The sequence below is a fragment of the Embleya sp. NPDC059237 genome, from assembly GCF_042754105.1.
Classification (GTDB): domain Bacteria; phylum Actinomycetota; class Actinomycetes; order Streptomycetales; family Streptomycetaceae; genus Embleya.
Genome location: NZ_JBHZAE010000009.1, coordinates 223,778 through 245,312, shown reverse-complemented (window position 1 = coordinate 245,312; position 21,535 = coordinate 223,778). Strand labels below are relative to the sequence as shown.

The window sequence follows — 21,535 nt, the reverse complement described above, 5'->3', positions numbered from 1 at the left end:
GCGGGTCGGCGTGGGGCCATCGGGGCTGTCGGGGGCTACTCGGGGGCTATCGAGTGGCGGTCAAATGGGCAAAAACAACGACGTTCGCGGCGTAGCCGGTGCGTTTGTCGTAGTGGCCGCCGCAGGTGATCACGCGTAGTTCGGCGGCGTCGGTGGCGCCGTAGACGACGTCGTCCGGGAAGGCGTCCTTCGGGAAGGACCGGACCGCGTCGATGCTGAACACCGCCGTCTTGCGGTCCCGGCGCTGGACCTCGATCCGGTCGCCGACGCGCAGCAGGCCGAGCTTGAAGAACACGGCCGGGCCGGAGCGGGTGTCCGCGTGACCGACCGTGACCGCGTTGCCGCGAGCCCCCGGCGCGACTCCGTCGCGATACCAGCCGACCAGGTTCCTGTTGCCCACCGGCGGGGTGACCAGTCGGCGGTCCGGACCGGTGCCGAGCGTGCCCATCGGCGCGTTCACGCCGATCGCCGGGATCCGCATCCTGACCGGCACCGACTCCGGCAGCGGTGCGGCGTCCACCCGGCGCGGCCCGTCGGCGGGCACCCGAGCGTACGGGACGGCGGCCACGTCCGCGACGGGAGCCGGCGGCCGATCGACGCCGCCGTCCCCCGAACCGTGGTGGACCAACCACAGTCCGGCGATCAGCGCCAGCGCGGTCGCTCCGGCCGCCAGCGGGCCGGAGCGACGGGCACGGTGCGCCGACCGTGTGTCAGGACGTGCCATCGCCCGTGGCCCGGCGACGACGGACGAGGTGGATCCCGAAGCCGGCGAGGGCGGCACCGGCCACCACCGCGCCGACGGTCACCTCGCCCGCGTCGAACGTCGAGGCACCGCCGCCGCCACCGGCGTTGACGCTGCCGGCCGGACGTCCGCCAGTGCTGCCGGTCGTGGTGACGCCACCGGTCGTCCCCGGGGGACAGTCGACCTTGAAGACCTTCTGCTTGCCCGTTCCGTTCTCGCCCGCGAAGGTCCACACGAGCTTGTACTGCCCGTTGGGCAGGGTGAGGGTCCCGGTGTGCCCGGTGCCGTCGGTGAGGGTGATCGAACCCCCGAGGACGGGGCCGTCGGCCTTGGGCGGCTGCGCGGCGATCGTGTAGGTGACCTGCTGCACGGTGTCGAAGTTGAACGCCGCCAGATTGAACAGGCAGACCTTGGGCTCGTCCCGCTGGTCGGTCGGCGAGGTGGTGCTCATGTGCACCTTGACGTCACCGTTGTCCCCCGGCGCCAGAGGCAACGCGTACGCCGGGCCGGCGCCGGCGAACACGGCGGCGCCCAGCGCGATCGCCGCGACGGTCGGCCGCCGGAGACGGGTGGTCGAACTGCGTAGGGATGGCATCACGATGGGCGCTCCACGATGAGGGCGAACGACATTGGTCGCATCACCTGAAAATGGGACATTCCGACCGTGCCGCCCGCACCCACTCCCCCCACATCGACACGCCCCACCCAGCCCCGTTTTCACCCGAACAACCCAACACCCCCACAGCCACCAACCCCCCTCCCCAAACCAACCCACCCGGAGCCCAACGGGACCGGACGAGGCCCGAACGGCGCCAAGCGCGGCCGGGCCGGGGGCGGGCCGAGTGAGGGGTGGGCGAATACCGGACGGGGCTGGATGAGGCCGAGCCGAACCGGGGGCGCCCGGGCAGGAGCCGAGCGGGAAGCCGCACGGGACCGAACGGGGCCGGGCAAAGACCGAACGGCGCCAAGCGCGGCCGGACCGGGGCGAGGCAGGGCCGGGCTGGACGGAGGCCGGGCGGGGGGACCGAGTGGGGGGTGGGCGAATGCCGGACGGGGCTGGGCGAGACCGATCCGAACCGGGCGGCGGCCGGGCAGGAGCCGAGCGGGAAGCCGCACGGGGCCGAGGGACGACCGGGCGGGGCCGAATGGGACCAGGCAACCGCCGGGCAGGGCCGAGCCGGACCCGGCGGGCCGGGCGGGCCGGGTACGCCGGATAGCCCGGGCAGGCCGGGCGGGGGAAGGGGTCGGTGGGGGTGGGTGTGGCCTGGGTGGGAGTGGGCGGGAGCGGGGGCGGGTTGCTTGGGGAGTTGGAGGTTTGTTTGCTTCGGGTGCATTTGCCCGTTTGACATTGATTCCGGGCAGGCGTACTCCGAGACTAGGTGCGCGCAACCGGCGGACCGGTCGCTGCACCGGACCGGACGAGCTCGAGGTCGGGTGTTGTCGGGATTCGTGGGACGAGGGAGGCGCCGATGAGCGGAAGCGGTCCCGGGGCCGATACCGGGCCACTCTCCCTGCCCGTGATTCGGAGCGGCGCCGATCGTGACGACCACGTCGACGGGATCCTGGCCGACTGCTCCAATTGCCTGGACGCGGCGGTGCGGGCCACCGGGGCGTACGCCGGGGTGGTCTATCTGCGCTCGCCCGACCGCCGCTCGCTGGTTCTCGCCAAGGTCGCGGGCCTGGCCGTGTCCCTGCTCGGCCCGTGGAGCCGGGTCCCGGTCACGGGCGCGCTGCCCGCGCCGGAGGCGTACCGCACCGGCCGCATCGTGTTCCTGGCCGACGACGGCGACACCATGCGGCGCTTCCCGCAGCTGGCGCTCGGCATGCCGTACGCCTACGCGTCCGCCTCAGCCCCGATCCGCGGCCGCGGCAACGGCAACGGCAACGGCAACGGCAACGGCGGCGAGACGTTCGGCGTGGTCACGCTGATGTGGCCCGCCTCCCCCGGACGCGGACTGCCCGCCGCCCGAAGACGCCGACTGCGCGCGGCGGCCAAACGCCTCGGCAACGCCCTGAGCGCCCGCAGCGGACCCGGCACCGACATCGCCTACGACGGTCCGCCAACGGTGACCCTGCTGCCCACCGACACCTTCCCGCTGATCCGGGTGGGCCTGTTCGACTGGAACGTGACGACCGGCGACTTCGACGCCGACGAGGAACTGTGCGAGTTGTTCGGCATCGCCCCGGCCGACTTCGACCGCCGTGCGGCCACGCTGGCCGCCCGGGTGGTCTCCGGCGGCGGGCGCGAGTTCCGCGAAGCCGCGCATCGGGCTGTGGAGACCGGTCGGGTACTGGCCTGGCGCCTCCAGGTGGCCGGCCCCGACGGCACGCCCCGGCCGCTGGAGGTGTGGGGGCGCATCCCCGAGGACGAGACCGGCGGCCGGGCCCGGCACCTGGTCGGCGCCGTCCTGGACCTCGGCACCGGGGCCGCCGCCGCGGAGGCCGTGGAGCGGCTGCGCGACGGCGTCTTCTCGCTCGACGGCGAGGGCCGGGTCACCTACGCCAGCCGCAACCTGGCCGACCTGCTCGGGGTGCGCCTGGAGGACGTACTCGGCCGCGCCCCCTGGGACGCGCTGCCGTGGCTCGCCGACCCGGCGTACGAGGACCGCTACCGGGCCGCCATGCTCTCCCAGCAACCCGGCTCGTTCCTGGCCCGCACCCCGCGCGACCGCTGGCTGTCGTTCTCGCTCTACCCCGACCCGTACGGCCTGACCGGCAAGGTGGTCCCGGTCGCCCCGCCGCCCGGCGCGAGCGAGGCGGTGGACGAAGCCGAGGCCGCCCGCCCGACCGGAGCGCCGGAGACCGAGGCCGCCCCGCCCAGGCTCGGCGCGATCTACCACGTGCTCCAGATGGCCGGCGCGCTCACCGAGGCCGTGTCCGTCGGCGAGGTGTGCGAGGTGGTCGCCGACCAGATCCTGCCCGCGTTCGGCGGCCGGGAGCTGGCCATCTACGTGGTCCGCGACAAACGTTTCTTCCTGGCCCTGGAAAGCGGCTACCCCGAGGGCTTCCTGGACCGCTTCGAGGGCGTCCCGCTGGACGCGGCGCTGCCCGGCGTGGAGGCGCTGACCCGGGGCGTACCGATCTTCATCGAGTCGGCGGAGGAGCTGACCGCGGCGTATCCCGGGATCCCGCTGGACGAGATGTCCGCGTGGGCCTTCCTGCCGCTGATCGCCTCCGACCGGGCGGTCGGCAGCTGCATCCTCGGCTTCGACCGGCGGCACACGTTCACCCCCGAGGAGCGCTCGGTGCTCACCGCGCTGAGCGGCCTGATCGCCCAAGCCCTGGAGCGGGCCCGGCTCTACGACGCGGAATTCGCCCTCGCCCGGGGCCTGCAACACGCACTGCTCCCGCACCGGCTGCCGACGCTGCCGAACCTGGAGGTGGTGGCCCGCTACCTGCCCGGCACCCAGGGCATGGAGATCGGCGGCGACTGGTACGACGTAATCGACACCGGCCGCGCGGTCGGCCTGGTGATCGGCGACGTCGAGGGGCACAGCGTGGCCGCGGCCGGCACGATGGGCCAACTGCGGAGCGCGGTACGGGCGTTCGCCACCGGGGGGCAGCGGCCCGACGAGGTGGTGAGCTGTACCAATCGGCTGCTCGCCGATCTGGATCCCGGCCTGTTCGCCAGCTGCTGCTACATCGAACTGGACCCGGAGAGCGGTCGGGCCGAGGCGGTCCGGGCAGGGCATCCGCCGCCGCTGCTGCGCGGTGCGGACGGCCGTACCCGGGTGGTCGAACTGCCCGGCGGCCCGCTGCTCGGGGTGGACCGGGCCGCCGAATACCCGGTGACCCGAATGGCCCTGGAGCCCGGTTCGGTCCTGGCGCTGTACACCGACGGCCTCGTCGAGGAGGTGGGCGTGGACCTGGACCGGGGCATCGACCGCATGCGCGCCTCCCTCTCACACGCCGCCGACACCGCCCTCTCCGACGTGGTCGACCGCATGGTGCGCGACGCGGGCCGGCTGACCGAGCGGGCCGACGACGTGGCCGTACTGCTGACCCGCCGGCTGCGACCGATCCCGGGCATGGGCTCCGCCCCGAACGCCGGACCCGCCGCGAACGCAGGATCCCTCCCGAACGCGGGGCCCGCCCCAAACGCGGCACCCATCGCAAACGCGGGACCCGCCACGGGCACGGAACCCGTCGCGAACGCGGGGCCCGCCACGACCACGGGCCCCCTCCCGCACGACGGCCCCGCCGCCGGCACGGGACCCGTCGCCGATCTGCGCTGAGCGGCAAACGCGCGACCATGGAATGAGGAGGACAGGAGGGCTTGATGGGCACACCGCACACCGCCGGCGCCGACGACGCGGGCGACGCCTCGTCCGCCGTCCCCTGGGGCGCGGACCGGGCACTCCTCGACCATCTGCTCAACCGGGCCCCCATCGGCATGGCGGTGGTCGATCGTGACCTGCGCTGCGTGTGGATCAACGACCAGCTCGAGGAGCGGGGCGGCATCCCGCGTGACAAACGCCTGGGCCGGCGGCTCAGCGAAGTGTTGCCCGGGCTGCCGGCGGAGCACATCGAGGCGCGGATGCGCGAGGTCCTGGCGACCGGGGTGCCGCTGATCGACCACGAGTACCAGGGCCGCACCGCCGGCGATCCGGAGCACGTGCACGCCTACTCGACCTCGTTCTTCCGCCTGGAGGACGGCGAAGGTCGCGCGGCCGGGGTCTGCTACCTGGTCATCGACGTCACCGACCGATGGCGGGCCCGGCAACGGCTGGCCCTGCTGAGCGACATCGGCGCCCGGATCGGCACCACCCTGGACGTGGCGCGCACCGCCCGGGAGCTGGCCGACGTCGCCGTCCCCGACCTGGCCGACTTCGTCGCGGTGGACCTGCTCGAACCGGTGCTCCGCGGCGTCGAGCCCGAGCCCGGCCCGGTCCGCCGGGCCAACCCCGACCTGATCCGGGTCGGCCAGCGCTCGGTGCGCGAGGGCCGGCACGGCAGCCCGGACGACGACCTCGTCGAGTCGATCGCCCGGATCGGCGAACGTGCCCCCGTGGCCCGCAACTCCCCCGGCGCCCGCTGCCTGGTCGACGGCAAGGCCGTACTCGAACCGCTCCTGGACCCGGACCTGCTGCCGTGGCTCGCGGAGGACCGCGTCTCCACGGACCGCACCCGCCGGGTGGGCCTGCACTCGATGATGGTCGTACCGATCCGGGCCCGCGGCACGATCCTCGGCGTGACGCACTTCTTCCGCCGCGACACCCCCGACCCGTTCGAGAGCGACGACCTGATCCTGGCCGAGGAGTTCGTCTCCCGCGCCGCGGTGTGCATCGACAACGCGCGTCGCTTCACCCACGAACACGCCGCCGCGCTGGCCCTGCAGCGCAGCCTGCTCCCGCACGGTCTGCCGCGGCAGACCGCGGTCGAGGTGGCCAGCCGCTACCTGCCCGCAGACGACCGGGCCGGGGTCGGCGGCGACTGGTTCGACGTGATCCCGCTGTCCGGCGCGCGCGTCGCGCTCGTGGTCGGCGACGTGGCCGGGCACGGCATGCACGCGGCGGCGACCATGGGCCGGCTGCGCGCGTCCGTCCACACCCTGGCCGACCTGGACATGTCCCCCGACGAACTGCTCGCCCACCTGGACGACCTGGTCATCCGGTTCGTCGACGAGGAGGGCACCGGCGAGGGCGGCGTGGACACCACCGCTCTGGGCGCGAGCTGCCTGTACGCGGTCTACGACCCGGTGAGCCGGCTGTGCACGATGGCCCGTGCCGGGCATCCGCCGCCCGCGCTGGTCCACCCCGACGGCACGGTGGAGTTCCCGGACCTGCCCACCGGGCCGCCGCTCGGGCTGGGCGGACTGCCGTTCGAGGCGGCCGAACTGGAACTGCCCGAGGGCAGCCTGCTCGTGCTCTACACCGACGGCCTGGTCGAGGGGCGCGATCGTGACGTCGAGTCCGGGATGGACCGGCTGCGCGCCTCGCTGGCCGACCCCGACCGGCCGCTGGACGAGTTGTGCCGGTCGGTGCTCGGCATCCTGCCGCAGAACCCGCCGCAGGACGACGTGGCGCTGCTGATCGCGCGTACCCGCAAGCTGGACTCCTCGAAGGTGGTGTCCTGGGACCTCCCGGCCGACCCCGCCTTCGTCGCCGAGGCCCGCACCCTGGCGGGCCGGCAGCTCGCCGAATGGGGGCTGGACGAGATCGCCTTCACCACCGAATTGGTGGTCAGCGAACTGGTCACCAACGCCATCCGCTACGCCTCCGGGCCGATCCGGCTGCGGCTGATCCGCGACGCCACGCTGATCTGCGAGGTGTCCGACGCGACCAGCACCACGCCCCGGTTGCGGCACGCGCGGACCACCGACGAGGGCGGGCGCGGGTTGTTCCTGGTCGCCCAGTTCACCCAGCGGTGGGGCACCCGCTACACCACCGACGGCAAGACGATCTGGGCGGAACTGCTGTTGTCCGGGCCGGAGTGAGCGCGCGGCTGCGGGCGGTCGTTCTCGACCCTCGCCGCGCGGCCCGGATCGGGTGGCGGCGGCCGTCCCCGGCCCGGATCGGGTGCCGGCGGCCGTCCCCGGCCCGTGTCGGCGGCCCCTGATAGCGTTCCCGGATGCCAGGAACCACCCCCCGGGACGCCGACCACGGGTCGGGCCATCGTGGGCGCAACTCCACGGCCGACCGCGCCCTCGACATCCTGCTGCTGTTCCGCGACGACCGGCTCGCGCTGACCGCGTCGCAGGTCGCGGGGCATCTGGGGGTGGCCCGGTCCACCGCGTACCGCTATCTGCAGAGCCTGACCGCCAACGGGTTCCTGGAGGAGAACGACGGCGGTGTCGGCTTTCGGCTCGGGCCGCGGGTGCTCGACCTGGCCCGGCTGGCGCGCAAGGGGGTCGGGCTGTCCGAGCTGGCCCGCCCGGTGATGCGCGAACTGGCGCTGGCGGTCGGCCAGCCGGTGCTGCTGACCCGGCGCGCCGGCGATTCGGTGGTGTGTCTGGAGCGCGAGGAGGCGCTGCACACGTTGCGCCTGTCCTATGAGCGTGGCCAGGTGTTCCCGGTCAACGCCGGCGCCGCCGCGCTGACCCTGCTGGCGTGGGCGCCCGACGCCGACATCGAACGGGTACTGGCCCGCCCGCTGCCGCGCTTCACCGACGCGACCATCACCCACCCGGACGAACTGCGGGTGCGCCTGGCCGGGATCCGGGCCCGGGGCTACGCGGTGGCCCGCGGCGAGTTCGACCCGGACCTGCTCGGCATCGGCGCGCCCGTACATCGCGAGGACGGCGCGATCGTCGCGGCGGTCAGCATCGCCGCGCTGTCCCACCGCATCCCCGACGAGCAGGTGCCGCACTATGTGACGGCGGTCCGCGCCTCGGCGGCGGAACTGTCGGCGCGGGTGAGCCGGATGGGGTTGTAGCGGGGGCGGGCCGCCTCGGTGTGCCGCGCCCGCTCAGTCGGGTGCGCAGTGGGTGGTCGGCACGGGTGCGCGCGGGTCGATCAGGTAGTGGTCGGTGAGTGCCGCCGCGCAGCGGTTCTTGTCGTAGCTCATGTGGCCCCAGCCGGCCGCGGTGACCAGGGTCGCGCCGCGGATCCGCCGCGCCGCGTGTACGGCCCAGGACAGCGGCGTCTGCGGGTCGTGCCGATTGTTGACCAGCAGGATCGGTGCGTTGCCGGCCACGCGGTAGGGGTGCGGCGGGTTGGTCACGGGAGTGGGTCGGCCCAGGCAGTACGTCATCGCGTTCCAGGCCTGGATGTTGCGGCGCATGTGCGGCGCGAGCACCTTCGACCGCCGGTCCACGGCGGCGAGCGCGCCCGGGTCGGGGATGTCCAGGCTCCAGTCGGAGCAGAGCACGGCCTGCGAGGTGCGGTCGTCGAGGTCGGGGACGTACGGCGGGGGCGGCGCGGGCAGCGGCGGGGCGGCGTCCATGCCCGCGAGCAGGTCGGCGACCCGGTTCCGGGCGACGGTGAGCGTCTCGGCGGGATCGTGTTTCAGGTACGACATCAGGAACTGCACGCCCGACAGCAGGTTGTCCGGCCCGAGGCCGTGCGCCGGGTCGCCGGGCACGTACAGGGTGCCGGCCTGCGCGCGGGCGTAGAGCCGTTCGAACAGGGCCTCGACGTCGCGGCCGTGCAGTGCGCAATCGGTGCTGCCCGCGCACCACTTCACGAATTCGGTGAAGGAGTCCTCGGCGTCGACGGCCTCGGATTCCAGGAATTCGGCGCCGTCGATCGAGTGGTCCATGTTGCTGTCGGCCACCAGGGCGCGGAAGCGGTGCGGGAAGAGTTCGGCGTACTGCTGTGCCATCAGCGTGCCGTAGGACACGCCCCAAAAGCTCAGCCGCGCGTCGCCGAGCGCGGCCCGCAGCGCGTCGATGTCGCGGACCACGGCGAGCGTGTCGAGGTGTTCGTACAGCGGGCCGGTGCCGACCCGGCAACCGTCCGCAAGCCGGCGGTTGTCGGCGGCGAACGCGGCGAATCCGGCCGGGGTGGTGGGGTCGGCGGTGGGCCGGGGGCCGGCCTGCGGGCAGTCGAGCGCGGCGCTGCGGCCCCATCCCCGCGGATCGAAGCCGACCCGGTCGAACCGGGCGTCGATCTCCGCCGAGAAGAAGTTCTTGTAGGTGCCGACCACGTCGTCCACGCCGAGCGAGCCGGGGCCGCCGTAGTTGAGCACGAGAGAGCCGATGCGGCGGGTGGGGTCGGTCGCCTTGCGTCGGGCCACGGCCATCTCGAAGGTCGCGCCGCGCGGTTTGGTCCAGTCGACGGGCAGGGTGAGCGTGCCGCAGTCGGCGGTGGGGTCCTGGGCGCACGGTTGCCAGGCGATCGGGCCGGGAGTGCCGGCGGTGGCGAGGTCGGCCTGTGCGGGGCGGGCGGGGTCGGCGGGGCGGGCGGAGGGCGCGGCGGCGGCGAGCACGGCAACGCTTGCGCCGACGAGGACCGTCGCGAGCGCCGTCGAGCCGCGTGCACGCCCGCGCGGTGGGTACCGAAATCGTGGCCTGCGTGGCGAGTTCGCCCTCATGCGGACGCTCGCGAGGATCGTGGTCGCATGCCGCGAGACTAGGGGGATCGTTCGGCTTGTACGTCCTGCGTGGGCACTAGGCCGCAGGTGTCGGCGGTGGTTGCGGGTCCCCCCCGGGGTGGAGCCGGTGTCTCCTACCCGGCGGTGGAGGCGGGGCGGGTTCGGGCGTCGATCAGGGCCAGCGCGTCGGCGACCGAGCCGGCCGGGTCGGGGAGCGGGTACAGGACGCCGCGCACGGTGCGGGTGTCGTCGAGGAGCAGGGTGAGCCGCTTGAGGCGGTCGACGCCCGCGGCCCGGAAGGTGGGCAGGCGTAGTGCGGCGGCCAGTTCGAGGTCGGCATCGGACAGGAGCGGGAACGGGATGTTCGCGTGCGCGGCGAACGCGGCCAATTGGTCGGGGCGTTGGGTGCTGACGCCGAGCACGGTGGCGCCGCGGGCGGCGAATTCGGTGAGGCGGTCGCGGTAGGTGGCGGATTCCAGGGTGCAGCCGGGGGCGCCGGGGATTTGGTCCCAGCCGGGGGGATGCCCCTGGACGCCGGGGGCGTAGGCGCCGGGGAAGCAGTACAGGACCGTCCACGGGGTGTCGGCGATCGGGTCGACGCGCTCGGCGGGAGCGGGGGCCGTGGCGGTGGCGGTGGCGGTGGCCTCGGACGCGGCGGCGGGGCGCAGGGTGAGCGCGGGCAGTTTGGTGCCGACCAGGGCGTGCGCCTGGCGGGCCTCGGCCGAGTCGGCCTCGCCGGTGGCGGTCAGCGTGCCGTCGCCGAGGACGAACCGCGTGCCCCAGTTCTGCAGGGCGACCAGGACCGGGAGCAGGCCGCGCCCGGCGTCGGTGAGGTGGTACTCGTAGCGCGGCGGGTGCGGGTGATAGAGCCGCTTCTCCAACACGCCGTGCTCGACCAGGGCCTTGAGCCGCTGGGCCAGCACCTTGCGGCTGATCCCGACCTGTTCGTGGAGCGCGCCGAACTGGTGTACGCCCGCCGCCACATCGCGCACGAGCAGCAGGGTCCACCAGTCGCCGACGACGCCGAGCGCCTGGGTGATGGCGCAGTCGGCGTCCGCCAGATCGGTATATCGCATGTCACCTCGTCTTGCCTGCGTCGATGCGCTCACTATAGTGAGTTTCCATTGGTTACTCACTTGGTGGCTGCGGGGCAGGGGGTGCGGATGTCGGGCGAAGTGGATGCGACGGGGTTGGCGGAGGCAGGAGCAGGGGCGGGGCCGGCGCCGGGCGCGGTGGGGGCGACGGGGGGCCGGGCGGCGGGCTCGGTGGTTGCCGCGGGGGCGGGTGTGGACGCGGTGGCGGGTGCGGCGATCGGCGCGGGTGCGGCGATCGGTGCGGCTGCGGGCGGGTCGGGCGGCGGAGCGGGCGCGGTGAGCGGTGTGGCGCCGGGCGGGTCGGGTCGCGGGAGCGGGCCGGTCGGTGGGGGTGGTGCGTTCTGGCGCTACTGGGCCGCGCTGACGATCAGTCATGCCGGGGACGCGGTCACCGCTGTCGCCCTGCCGCTGATCGCGCTTCGCGGCCTGCACGCGACGAGTCTCCAGGTCAGTTTGATCACCGCCGCGCAGTACACCGCCTGGATCCTGATCGGGCTGCCCGCCGGGGTGATCGTGCAGCGCCTCCCGCTGCGCGGGACCCAGGTCGCGATGGACGTGGTGCGCGCGGTCGCGATCGCCTCCGTCCCGATCGCCTGGGCGCTGGACGTACTGATCCTGTGGCAGTTGGTGCTGGTCGCGTTCGTGGTCGGCCTGGCGAGCGTGGTGTTCGATGTGGGCAACTCGACGCTGCTGCCGTCGATCGTGAGCAAAGAGGAATTGACGTCCCGCAACAGCCTCACTTCCGGCTCGGTCGCCGCCACCCAGCTCGGCGGCCCGTCGCTGGCCGGCGTACTGGTGCAACTGTGCGGCGCGGCGAGCGGTTTGCTGGTGGACGCGGTCAGCTACCTGCTCTCCGCGGTGCTGCTGCGCACGCTGCCCCGCCCGGCCCGGCAGGCGCCCTCGGACGGCGGCCCCTCGTTGCGGGCGCGGATGGCCGAGGGCCTGCGCTACGTGCGCCGGCATCCGGCGATCCGGCCGTGCGTCGCGGCGGTGACGGCCGTGAACTTCGTCTGCGGGGCGTTGATGGCGCTCGTCCCGGCCCTGCTCGTGCGCACGTTGCACGCGCCGACCGCGCTGGTGGGCGTACTGATCGCGACCGAGGGCGTCGGCAGCCTGATCGGCGCCGCGCTGACCACGCGCCTGGTCGCCCGCTTCGGCAGCGCCCGGACGCTGATCGGGGCCGCGCTGCTGACGCCCGTCGCAGTCGGCTGCATACCGTTCGCCGGCCACGGGCTCGGGCTGCTCGCCTTCGCCGCGGCCAATGCCGCGTTCGGCGCCGCCGTCGTGATGATGAGCATCGTCACCCGCACCCACCGGCAGACCGTGACGCCGCCGGAGTTGCTGCCTCGGGTGATGGCCACCGTCCGCTTCGTGTCCTGGGGCGCGATCCCGTTCGGGGCGCTGACCGCCGGGCTGGCCGCCACGTGGCTGGGCAACCGGGGCGCGCTGGGCACGATGTTCGGTGTCGCGCTGCTGACTCCGGTGGTGTTGGGCGCGAGTCCGATCCGGCGGATGCGCGACCTGGTCTGAACCGGGCGGCAAAAATCCGGGTGACCGCGAGCGAGTTCGTGATCTACGGTGGGCGCATGGATGTCACGTTCAAGCGAATCGGTGCGCGACGCCACGCGTTCGGCACCCGACCGCGGAGCGCCCATCCGACGTCGAACCGGGAGCCGTGGAAGGGCCGTTGGCCCGATCGCTCCGGGTCGCCTCGCGGCTGAGCCGCGTTCTGCGCCGTAGCGCGTGGTCGTGTCGACGCATTGACGAGTTGTTGCGTTGTCGCGTCATCGCACGGCTGCACTTTCGCGCTGTTGCGCCGGTGTAGGTAGTTGCGTCGTCGTGTCGTTGCGTCGTTGTGTCGTGACCGGAAACGGTCCCGGCCGTAGGTGGTAGGTGGGTCGGCGACCGTCGACCCACCCGCCGACGCGCGGCCGTATCGCCGCCGCCCCGAGCCGACCCAAAGGCCGCCGCCGCGCGCCGAGTCCGATCCGTTTCGGCTCCGCCCGTCGCACGCCGATCCCCCACCGATCCGCCGATGCCGCGCCCTCGCGCCGCAGCGGTTCGGCGTACCGTCAGGCCGCCCTCCCTCGGCCTGCCCGGTGTCGTCGAACCCTGCGCGCGGTGCGCCCATGGGTCGATGGAGTGTGCCCGGTCGCAACTCGACCAGCCCCGGCGGCCGTTCGCCATCCATCCCCGGTGTGCCCACCGGTGCTCTCCGCTGCCCCGTACGTGGTGTGCGAACTCCCGTACCGAGTCGACGGATCGCCGTGTGCTGCCCGGATTCGGCACCACCCGTCCCACCCCTTCGTATAAGACATGAGAGAGGGCTTCAGGCCGTCATGACCAGAACCGCACGCCACCTCGACCTCGCCACCGTCCGCAACATCGGGATCATGGCCCACATCGACGCCGGCAAGACCACCACCACCGAGCGGATCCTGTTCTACACGGGCGTCTCGTACAAGATCGGCGAGGTGCACGACGGCGCGGCGACCACCGACTGGATGCCCCAGGAGCGCGATCGCGGCATCACCATCACCTCCGCCGCGATCTCCTGCGACTGGACGCTCGACGGCGTCGCACACCGGATCAACCTCATCGACACGCCGGGACACGTCGACTTCACCATCGAGGTCGAACGTTGCCTGCGCGTCCTCGACGGCGCGGTCACCGTGTTCGACGGCGTCGCGGGCGTCGAGCCGCAGTCCGAGACGGTGTGGCGCCAGGCCGACCGCTACCGCGTACCCCGAATCTGCTTCGTCAACAAACTCGACCGCACCGGTGCCGAGTTCCATCGCTGCGTCGAGATGATCGGCGAACGACTGGGCGCGGTGGCCATGGTCGTACAGGTGCCGATCGGCGCCGAGGCGGACTTTCGCGGGGTGGTCGACCTGGTCCGGATGCGCGCCCTGGTCTGGTCCGCGGACACCGGACTCGGCGAGGCGTACGACGACGTCGACATCCCGACCGCGTACCTCGCGGACGCCCGCCGATGGCGCGAACGGCTCCTCGAGACGGTCGCCGAGCACGACGACGCGATGATGGAGGCGTACCTGGCGGGCATCGAACCCAGCGAGGCACAACTGCACGCCGCGATCCGGCGGATCACCATCGCCTCCGGTCGCGGCGACGGTCCCACCGTCACGCCCGTCCTGTGCGGAACCGCCTTCCGGAACAAGGGTGTTCAGCCACTGCTCGACGCCGTGGCGCGCTACCTGCCGTCGCCCCTGGACGTGGGGGCGATCCAGGGCCACGCGGTCGGCGCGCCGGAGACGGCCGTCGTACGCGCGCCGTCGCCCGAACAGCCCCTCGCGGCACTGGCGTTCAAGATCGCGAGTGATCCGCATCTGGGCAGGCTGACGTTCCTGCGGCTGTACTCCGGCAGCCTGACCGCCGGCGACCAGGTACAGAACTCGATCAAGGGCCGCACCGAACGTGTGGGCAAGATCTACCGCATGCACGCCGACAAACGAGAGGAGATCGCCGCCGTGGGCGCGGGCGACATCGTCGCGGTGATGGGGCTGCGCCGGACCACCACCGGCGAAACCCTGTGCGATCCGGCACACCCGGTGGTGCTGGAGTCGATGGACTTCCCGGTCCCGGTGATCGAGGTGGCCATCGAACCCGCGTCCCGGGCCGACCAGGAGCGGCTGGGCGTCGCGATCCAACGACTGGCCGAGGAGGACCCGTCCTTCCGGGTCAAGACCGACCGGGAGAGCGGGCAGACCATCGTCTCCGGCATGGGCGAACTGCACCTGGAGGTGCTGGTCGACCGTATGCGGCTGGAGTTCGACGTGGCCGCCTCGGTGGGCCGACCGCGAGTCGCCTACCGCGAAACGGTGAGCGCGCCGGTGTCCGGACACGATTACACGTACCGCAAACAAAACGGCGGCAAGGGCCAGTTCGCCAAGGTCCGCATCGCCATCGAACCACTGGAGGGAGACGGCTACGAGTTCGTCGACAAGGTCGTCGGCGGCCGCGTCCCGAAGGAGTTCATCCCCTCGGTGGACGCGGGCTGCCGAGCGGCGATGGAACTCGGGGTCCTCGCGGGCTACCCGCTCACCGGCCTGCGGGTAACCCTGCTCGACGGCGCGTTCCACGAAATCGACTCATCCGAAACGGCCTTCCGCATCGCGGGCTCACTGGCCTTCAAGGAGGCCGCCCGCCTGGCTCGCCCAACCCTGCTCGAACCGGTGATGGCGGTGGAGGTGACCACACCCGAGGACCACTTGGGCGACGTCATCGGCAACCTCAACGCCAGACGCGGCCAGGTCGAGGCCCTGACCGACCGCTCCGGCGCAAAGGTGATCACCGCACTGGTCCCACTCGCCGAAATGTTCGGCTACGTAGGCGACCTACGCAGCCGAACCTCCGGCCGAGCAAGCTACACAATGGAGTTCCACTCCTACACAAGGGTCCCACCCCACCTGACCCCCGAAATCCCCATGGGAACAACCGCGGCATAACCCACAGCCCAAAGCCGCCAACCGAAGGCCGATAACGAAGGAGGACGGCCCCCGCCCCCACCCCCGCCCGCCACCGGGACCCCGCCCCGGGTGGCGGGCGGGGCACTGGCCGGGGGTGGGACACCGCCGGCACGGGGGACGCTCCCGGGGGGATTGGGATGCGTCCGGCGTGCGCTGTGTTCGTCGTCGCGGGCGGCTGGTGCGGGGCCGGTCCGAGTCGACGATGAGCCGCCGCCGGCGCGCGTGGTTCAGAGACCTGAGGCGCCCGACGAGCCGAGCGCGTTACTCGGCGAAAACCGGCCGGCAACGGGGGCGGGGAGGGCGCTCGGGTCGAGTACTCCGACCGACCTTCCCGAGTGGGGCGGGTGTTTCCGGCGAGCGGTGGCATGTGGGTAACGAAGGTTCACGAACCCGGATTGCGTGCGGCACCGAAGCCTCACTTCGAAGGAAAACCGCAGGTCAGCGCGAGCGGAGGCCGTTTCGAGTGCCTCGGGATCGGGTTTCGGCTCCCACTGGGCACTTTCGGTCTCCTCGACAGCCTCTGTGAGATCGCAGTGCCTGAAGCCGACTACGACTGTGCGGTTTCGGTCTCCACACCGGCATCGAGAAGGCCGGAGCACACGAAACCGGCACCCGCCACCCGACTTTCCACCCCCACCCCACAAAACCGCAGGTCACCGAAGCTCAAAGCCCACAACCACCCACCGAGATCCGGTTCCGAACCCCAACCGCCCCCCAAACGCTCCCGAAACACCCCAACCCAGGCCCCCGGCAGACTCAACCTGATCCCTCACCCACTCCGCCGCTGCCGGCCGGTTTTCGGTAAGCAATGCACCCGCCTCGCCGAAATCCCGAGTCTTGGAGCCCCGCACGCCGGCGGCGGCCCACCACCGACCCCGACCAGCCCCGCACCAGCCACCCCGCAACCCAAGGTGCAACGCGCGCCGCGAACGCCCGACCCACTCAGGAAGGTCCGTCGGAGCACTCGACCCGAGCACCCGCCCCGCCCCCGCTGCCGGCCGGTTTTCGCCGAGCAACACGCCCGTCTCGCCGGAAGCTTCGGGTCTTGGAGCCCCGCACGCCGGCGGCGGCCCACCACCGACTCTGACCAGCCCCGCACCGCCCGAAGGCGCAACGCCCGCCGAAAATGCCCGCCTCACTCGGGAACGCACGCCCGGCGGACCCGACCCGAGCGCCCACCCTGCCCGCCGCTGCTGGTCGCTTTTCCGCCGACCAACACGCGCGTCTCGTCGAAAGCCCCGAGTCTCGGAGCCCCGCACGCCGGCGGCGGCCCACCGCCGACCCCGACCAGCCCCGCACCAGCCACCCGCAACCCAAGACGCAACGCACGCCGGAAGCACCCCGCCCACTCAAAAACGCACGCCCGGCGAACCCGACCCAAGCACCCACCCCGCCCGCCGCTGCAGGCCGGTTTTCGCCGAGCAAAACGCCCGCCCCGTCGGGAACTTCGGGTCTCGGGGCCACGCACGCCGGCGGCGGCCCACCACCGACCCTGACCAGCCCCGCACCGGCCACCCCGCAGCCAAAGACGCAACGCCCGCCGGGAACACCCGACCCACTCGGGAGGGCCGGCCGGCGAACCCAACCCGAGCACCCTCCCCGCCCGCCGCTGCCGGCCGGTTTTCGGTGAGCAACGCACCCGCCCCGTCGGGAGCTTCGAGCCTCGGAGCCCCGCACGCCGGCGCCGCCGGCGGCGCCGGCCCACCCCGCGACCCCGGCCGACCCCGAATCACCCAGCCGCGCACACCCACCCACTCCCCACCGCCCCCGTCGTTCAACTCCCGGTCGGTGGGTCGCTGCGGTAGGCGAAGCCTGTGCGGTAGGACCAGACGACGGCTTGGGTGCGGTCGCGGACATCCAGTTTGGCCAGGATGTGCTTGACGTGGGTTTTCACCGTTTCCACCGATAGGTGCAGTGTGCGGGCGATTTCGGTGTTGGACTGGCCGCGGGCCATCGCGCGCAGTACGTCGGCCTCGCGGTCGGTGAGGCGGCGCGCGCGCATGTGGTCGGGGCCGATTCGCGCGGCGTGCGAGGCGAAGAGGCGGCGGGCGACCGCCGGTGAGACCACCGCGTCGCCGGCCGCGACCGCGTGGATGCCGGCGATCAGCTCCTCCGGCGTGGCCCGCTTGAGCAGGAAGCCGTCGGCGCCGGCCGCGATCGCGTCGTCGACCACCTCGTCCAGGTCGAACGTGGTGAGCACAAGGACGCGCGGCCGATCCGGCACAGCCATCAGGTCCCGGGTGGCGGAGACGCCGTCGCGAACGGGCATCCGGATGTCCATCACCACCACGTCGGGCCGATGTTCCAGCGCGGCCCGCACCGCCTCGGCGCCGTCGGCTGCCTCCCCCACCACGGTGATCCCGGGCTCTGCCCGCAGCAGCGCCTTCAATCCGCTCCGGACCAGCGCGTCGTCGTCGGCCAGCAGCACCCGGATCACGAACGCACCTGCGCCGGCAGCGTCGCCCGTACCCGAAAGCCCGCCGGCACCGGGCCGGCCTCCACCTCGCCGCCGACCGACCGGGCCCGCTCGCGCATGTTGACCAGCCCGCGCCCGGGCCGGCCCACCCGCAACTGGCTGCCCTCGTTGACCACTTCGAGCACCACGGTGTCGTCGACCTGGGCCAGTTCGACGTCGATCCGGCCGCTGTCGGTGTGTCGGAGGGCGTTGGTCAGCGCCTCCTGGACGATCCGGTGCAGCGCCTGCGCGACCGTGGCGCCCACCTGTATCTCCTCCGTGGTCAGCCGCAGTTCGCGGCCCGCGGCCCGGACCCGATCGACCAGCGCGGACAGGTCGGTGGTCGGCCGATCGGCGTGCATCACTCGGACCAGCCGATCCAGCTCCCCCAGCGCGTCGCGCCCGACGCTCTCGATGTTGCCCAGCGCCTCCCGGGCGAAGGTCGGGTCGTCGGCGAACACCCGGCGCCCGACCCCGGCCTGCATCACCATCACGTTGACCGCGTGCCCGATCGAGTCGTGCAGTTCGCGGGCCAGCTCGGTGCGCTCCTCGGCCCGGACCCGGGCGTGCTCGGCGACCGCCGCGGCTCGCCGGCTGCGCGCGGCGTCGCCCGCGACCATCGCAACCAGGAAGCACACCGTCACGTTGAACACGTCGGTGGGCCCGATCGGCGCCCGGTCGACCACGAAGTAGCCGCCCACCGCGGCGAGCATCACGGCCACGCCCGTCACCCGGGCGGTGGTCCCGCGCAGCGAGAACAAGGTGAACAGCGAGATCCACACCGGCCACTGGGTGACCGTGGTGGAATAGCCGGCCGCCGCGTTGACCACCACGAGCAACGACGTGGCGACCACCACGCCCACCGGCGCGACCCGGCGCGGGAACAGACACAGCGTGGACCCGACCGCGAGGCTCAGACCGACCACGTCCAGCCCCCGGTAGGGCGGGTCGGCGGGGGCGAGCACGGTCACCGCGACCGCGCCCGCCACGAACGCCGGCGTGAGCCAAACGTCGGAAGTGCGCATGCCCCATCCTGCACCGGCCCGCCCCACCCCGGTCCACCCCCGCGCGGCGGAGAACGATCTCCCTCGCACGAGGGAGGGGATTCCCCGCTCCGGGGGGGCGAGCGCGAACCCCTCCGCTTCCTAGCGTGGTGACATGCCGCGAAAGGACGCCCCGACATGACCACGACCACCCCGACCACCACCGCGCGCCGACCCGACCCCACCCGACGTCGCACCGTGGGCGTCTGGTGGCTCGCGCTGAGCGCTCTGGCGATCGCCGTGTTCGCCCCGCTCCCCTACCTGACCGAGTCCCTGGTCGCCCTCGCCCGCGACGACGCCGACATAGCGGGCAACTACGCGTACCGGCCGAAGTGGCAGCAGGCCTTCTTCTACACGCACATCGTGGCCGCCGGCCTCGCCCTGCTGCTGTCCCCCGTCCAGCTCGCGAGCCGAATACGGCTGCGCGCGCCCCGCCTGCACCGGGCCTGCGGCCGGCTGGTCCTGCTGTGCATCGCCGTGGGCGGGGTCGCCGGCCTGGTGCTCGCGCCGATGAACCACGCGGGCGCGGTGGGCACCGCCGGCTTCGGCATGCTCGCGGTGTTGTGGGTGGGCTGTGCCGGCTTCGGGTTGCGGGCGATCCGGCGCGGCGACCCGGCCCGGCATCGCCGCTGGATGCACCGGGCCTTCGCGTTCACCTACGCGGCGGTGACGCTGCGCCTGTGGCTGATCCTGCTGGTGCCGCTGACGGGCGACTTCGACCGTGCGTACACGTTCGTTCCCTTTCTGTGCTGGGTGCCCAACCTGATCGTGGTCGAATGGCTCCTCCACTCCCGCGCGCCCCGAAAGATCATCCCGCCCGTCATGTGATCAAGGTCTGCGCGTCGCCCGCGCGCCACCTTTGCCTCATAGCGTCTGGCCGGTATTCGCCCCTCCCCCGAGCGCAAGGAACCCACATGGCGACCGAGGACCACTCGCTTCCGGCCGATCGGCCCCTACCGCAGCTGCCCGAGTGGGCCGACCCGGAGGTGGCCGAGGACCGACTCGACGCACAGGGGGTGTCGCGCCGAGGGCTGATCGGTCGAGCCGGGCTGTTCGGGGCCGGATTCCTGGGTGCCTCGGCACTCGGGATGACCGGCGCGGGCGTGGCGGCGGCGGCCGAGTCCGACGACGCGATCCAGGCGAGTTCGCGCCCGGGCCAGGACGGCCCGCCGAGCAAGTACGTCTACCTCGTGGGCGACCACCACGTGCACACCGTCTACAGCCACGACGCCAAGTACGGCTTCGCCCAGTCGGCGGCGCAGGGGCGGCAGTTCGGCCTGGACTGGATCGTCTACACCGAGCACGCCAACTTCGGCCACGCCAACGCCGGCGGCGCGGAGCGCGAGCACACGGAGATCCTCAAGGCCCGTCAGGAAAACCCGCGGGTGCTGATCTTCCAGGGTCTGGAGTGGTACGTCCCCGCCGCCGAGCACGCCACCATCATGGTCGCGCCGGGCCGCAACGAGGTGGAGCTGCTGCGGCAGTTCGAGCTGACCTTCGACGCCAAGCTGAACAAGTTCGACGTGGGCGCGGTGGGCGACCCCAAGACCCCCGCCAACGAGGCCAAGGCGGTGGAGGCGATCCGCTGGCTCGGACAGCGCCGCCGCGAGGGCTTCGTCGAGGACGTCCTGGTGCTGGCCAACCACCCCAGCCGGCTCGGCATCGTCTCCCCGCACGAGCTGCGCGCCTGGCACGACGCCGACCCGTCGATCTTCCTCGGCTTCGAGGGCGCGCCCGGCTCGCAGGCCAACGCCGACCCGGCGTGGGTGAAGTATCGCGAGGGCCAGACGGGTCCTGGCACCTTCCAGCGCGGCGAATACCAGAACGCGCCGTCGCCGCAGAGCTGGCCTCGCTACCCGATCGAGAGCTACCGCACGTTCGGTGGCTTCGACTGGATGACCGCGACGGTCGGCGGCATGTGGGACGCGCTGCTGTCCGAGGGCCGGCTGTGGTCGGTCACCTCGAACTCGGACAACCACCGCACCATGTTCGACACCTACGCCGACGGCGACTACCCGCCCGGCAAGGGCTTCGACGACCTCGGCTCCAAGCCGCTGCCCAAGGACACCGGTGTCCCGCAGCCCGGCAGCGACTTCTGGCCGGGGCAGTTCAGCCGCACCCACGTGGGCGTGGAGCGGTTCGGCTACCGCGACGTGATGAACGGCCTGCGCGCCGGGCGCGTGTGGGTCGACCACGGCCAGCTGCTCGACGGCCTCGACGTGTGGATGGTCGCGGACAACGGCCACAGCGAACCGGTCACCCTGGGCGGCCGGTTGCCGCTGGCGGCCAACCGGGGCGCCACGCTCTACATCCGGGTCACCACCGCGAGCCGGCCCAACTACCACGGCGTGGTGCCGACCCTGGCGCACGTCGACGTGATCACCGGCACGGTCACCGGCAAGTCCCGCGACGCCGACTCCTGGCAGGCCCCCGACGCCCGGGTGACCAAGCGCATCGACGTGGCCGGCCGTACCGGCACCTACACCCTGAAGGTGCAACTGCCGCGCCGGAACAAGCCGTACTACGTCCGGCTCCGGGGCAGCGACGGCAACCGGCACGGCGTCGGCCCGTTCGGCGCGGGCGTCGACCCGGCGGGCCCGATCCAGCACCCGAACAACGACGGCGACCCGTGGCGCGACATCTGGTTCTACAGCAACCCGATCTTCGTCGACGTCAAGAGCTCGCACTGGGGGGACTGACCCGGGGTCGGCGGGGTCGACGTCCCTTGCCCGGACGTCGAC

Annotated in this window: 13 protein-coding genes; 7 read left to right on the top strand and 6 right to left on the bottom strand. The window is 72.8% G+C overall.

Annotation, left to right across the window (positions count from 1 at the left end; genetic code table 11):
* Nucleotides 1-46: 46 nt before the first annotated feature.
* Together ACFXKZ_RS27710 and ACFXKZ_RS27705 are read right to left on the bottom strand one after the other, a co-directional pair.
* The gene (locus ACFXKZ_RS27710; RefSeq protein WP_380003733.1) at nucleotides 47-724 is read right to left on the bottom strand and encodes a class F sortase; all 678 of its coding nucleotides are present in this window, start codon (nucleotides 722-724) and stop codon (nucleotides 47-49) included.
* Nucleotides 711-1,337 carry a hypothetical protein gene (locus ACFXKZ_RS27705; RefSeq protein WP_380003889.1) on the bottom strand — a complete coding sequence of 209 codons (627 nt, stop codon included), beginning with the start codon at nucleotides 1,335-1,337 and terminating at the stop codon, nucleotides 711-713. Before ACFXKZ_RS27705 ends, ACFXKZ_RS27710 begins: the two co-directional genes overlap by 14 nt.
* A gap of 874 nt (nucleotides 1,338-2,211) precedes the next feature.
* On the opposite strand from ACFXKZ_RS27705, the gene ACFXKZ_RS27700 reads away from it, so the two are divergent.
* From ACFXKZ_RS27700 to ACFXKZ_RS27690, 3 genes are all read left to right on the top strand, one after another.
* On the top strand, nucleotides 2,212-4,977 hold the full coding sequence (locus tag ACFXKZ_RS27700) for a SpoIIE family protein phosphatase (RefSeq protein WP_380003732.1): 2,766 nt from the start codon (nucleotides 2,212-2,214) through the stop codon (nucleotides 4,975-4,977).
* 44 nt (nucleotides 4,978-5,021) lie between these two features.
* Entirely contained in the window at nucleotides 5,022-7,178 is a 2,157-nt protein-coding gene (locus ACFXKZ_RS27695; protein ID WP_380003731.1) for a SpoIIE family protein phosphatase, read from the top strand.
* Between the two features lie 134 nt (nucleotides 7,179-7,312).
* A complete protein-coding gene (locus ACFXKZ_RS27690) occupies nucleotides 7,313-8,116 on the top strand; it encodes an IclR family transcriptional regulator (RefSeq protein WP_380003730.1) in 804 nt (267 codons plus the stop codon).
* Nucleotides 8,117-8,149: 33 nt separating this feature from the next.
* On the opposite strand, the gene ACFXKZ_RS27685 is transcribed toward ACFXKZ_RS27690, so the two are convergent.
* Both ACFXKZ_RS27685 and ACFXKZ_RS27680 read right to left on the bottom strand, forming a co-directional pair.
* Nucleotides 8,150-9,610, bottom strand: coding sequence for an alpha/beta hydrolase (locus ACFXKZ_RS27685; RefSeq protein ID WP_380003729.1), 1,461 nt, complete (start codon nucleotides 9,608-9,610; stop codon nucleotides 8,150-8,152).
* Between the two features lie 239 nt (nucleotides 9,611-9,849).
* Nucleotides 9,850-10,791: a winged helix-turn-helix transcriptional regulator gene (locus ACFXKZ_RS27680; RefSeq protein WP_380003728.1), complete on the bottom strand. Its 942-nt coding sequence runs from the start codon at nucleotides 10,789-10,791 to the stop codon at nucleotides 9,850-9,852.
* A gap of 87 nt (nucleotides 10,792-10,878) precedes the next feature.
* Between ACFXKZ_RS27680 and ACFXKZ_RS27675 the strand changes: the two genes are divergently transcribed.
* A complete protein-coding gene (locus ACFXKZ_RS27675) occupies nucleotides 10,879-12,339 on the top strand; it encodes an MFS transporter (protein ID WP_380003727.1) in 1,461 nt (486 codons plus the stop codon).
* A gap of 809 nt (nucleotides 12,340-13,148) precedes the next feature.
* Nucleotides 13,149-15,275, top strand: a complete 2,127-nt coding sequence (gene fusA, locus ACFXKZ_RS27670) for an elongation factor G (protein WP_380003726.1) — start codon at nucleotides 13,149-13,151, stop codon at nucleotides 15,273-15,275.
* A gap of 1,795 nt (nucleotides 15,276-17,070) precedes the next feature.
* Here fusA and ACFXKZ_RS27665 read toward each other — a convergent pair.
* The gene (locus ACFXKZ_RS27665) at nucleotides 17,071-17,733 is read right to left on the bottom strand and encodes a response regulator (protein WP_380003725.1); all 663 of its coding nucleotides are present in this window, start codon (nucleotides 17,731-17,733) and stop codon (nucleotides 17,071-17,073) included.
* Nucleotides 17,730-18,776 (bottom strand): sensor histidine kinase, encoded by a 1,047-nt coding sequence (locus ACFXKZ_RS27660; protein ID WP_380003724.1) that lies wholly within the window; start codon nucleotides 18,774-18,776, stop codon nucleotides 17,730-17,732. Before ACFXKZ_RS27660 ends, ACFXKZ_RS27665 begins: the two co-directional genes overlap by 4 nt.
* Before the next feature lie 156 nt (nucleotides 18,777-18,932).
* Between ACFXKZ_RS27660 and ACFXKZ_RS27655 the strand changes: the two genes are divergently transcribed.
* Together ACFXKZ_RS27655 and ACFXKZ_RS27650 are read left to right on the top strand one after the other, a co-directional pair.
* Nucleotides 18,933-19,622, top strand: a complete 690-nt coding sequence (locus ACFXKZ_RS27655) for a DUF2306 domain-containing protein (RefSeq protein ID WP_380003723.1) — start codon at nucleotides 18,933-18,935, stop codon at nucleotides 19,620-19,622.
* An 86-nt stretch (nucleotides 19,623-19,708) separates the two neighbouring features.
* The gene (locus tag ACFXKZ_RS27650; RefSeq protein ID WP_380003722.1) at nucleotides 19,709-21,493 is read left to right on the top strand and encodes a histidinol-phosphatase; all 1,785 of its coding nucleotides are present in this window, start codon (nucleotides 19,709-19,711) and stop codon (nucleotides 21,491-21,493) included.
* The last annotated feature ends 42 nt before the right edge of the window (nucleotides 21,494-21,535 follow it).

Coding starts and splice junctions, on each gene's coding strand:
- ACFXKZ_RS27710 (WP_380003733.1), bottom strand. CDS start 724: ATGGCACGTCCTGACACACGGTCGGCGCACCGTGCCCGTCGCTCCGGC.
- ACFXKZ_RS27705 (WP_380003889.1), bottom strand. CDS start 1,337: ATGCCATCCCTACGCAGTTCGACCACCCGTCTCCGGCGGCCGACCGTC.
- ACFXKZ_RS27700 (WP_380003732.1), top strand. CDS start 2,212: ATGAGCGGAAGCGGTCCCGGGGCCGATACCGGGCCACTCTCCCTGCCC.
- ACFXKZ_RS27695 (WP_380003731.1), top strand. CDS start 5,022: ATGGGCACACCGCACACCGCCGGCGCCGACGACGCGGGCGACGCCTCG.
- ACFXKZ_RS27690 (WP_380003730.1), top strand. CDS start 7,313: ATGCCAGGAACCACCCCCCGGGACGCCGACCACGGGTCGGGCCATCGT.
- ACFXKZ_RS27680 (WP_380003728.1), bottom strand. CDS start 10,791: ATGCGATATACCGATCTGGCGGACGCCGACTGCGCCATCACCCAGGCG.
- ACFXKZ_RS27675 (WP_380003727.1), top strand. CDS start 10,879: ATGTCGGGCGAAGTGGATGCGACGGGGTTGGCGGAGGCAGGAGCAGGG.
- fusA (WP_380003726.1), top strand. CDS start 13,149: ATGACCAGAACCGCACGCCACCTCGACCTCGCCACCGTCCGCAACATC.
- ACFXKZ_RS27660 (WP_380003724.1), bottom strand. CDS start 18,776: ATGCGCACTTCCGACGTTTGGCTCACGCCGGCGTTCGTGGCGGGCGCG.
- ACFXKZ_RS27655 (WP_380003723.1), top strand. CDS start 18,933: ATGACCACGACCACCCCGACCACCACCGCGCGCCGACCCGACCCCACC.
- ACFXKZ_RS27650 (WP_380003722.1), top strand. CDS start 19,709: ATGGCGACCGAGGACCACTCGCTTCCGGCCGATCGGCCCCTACCGCAG.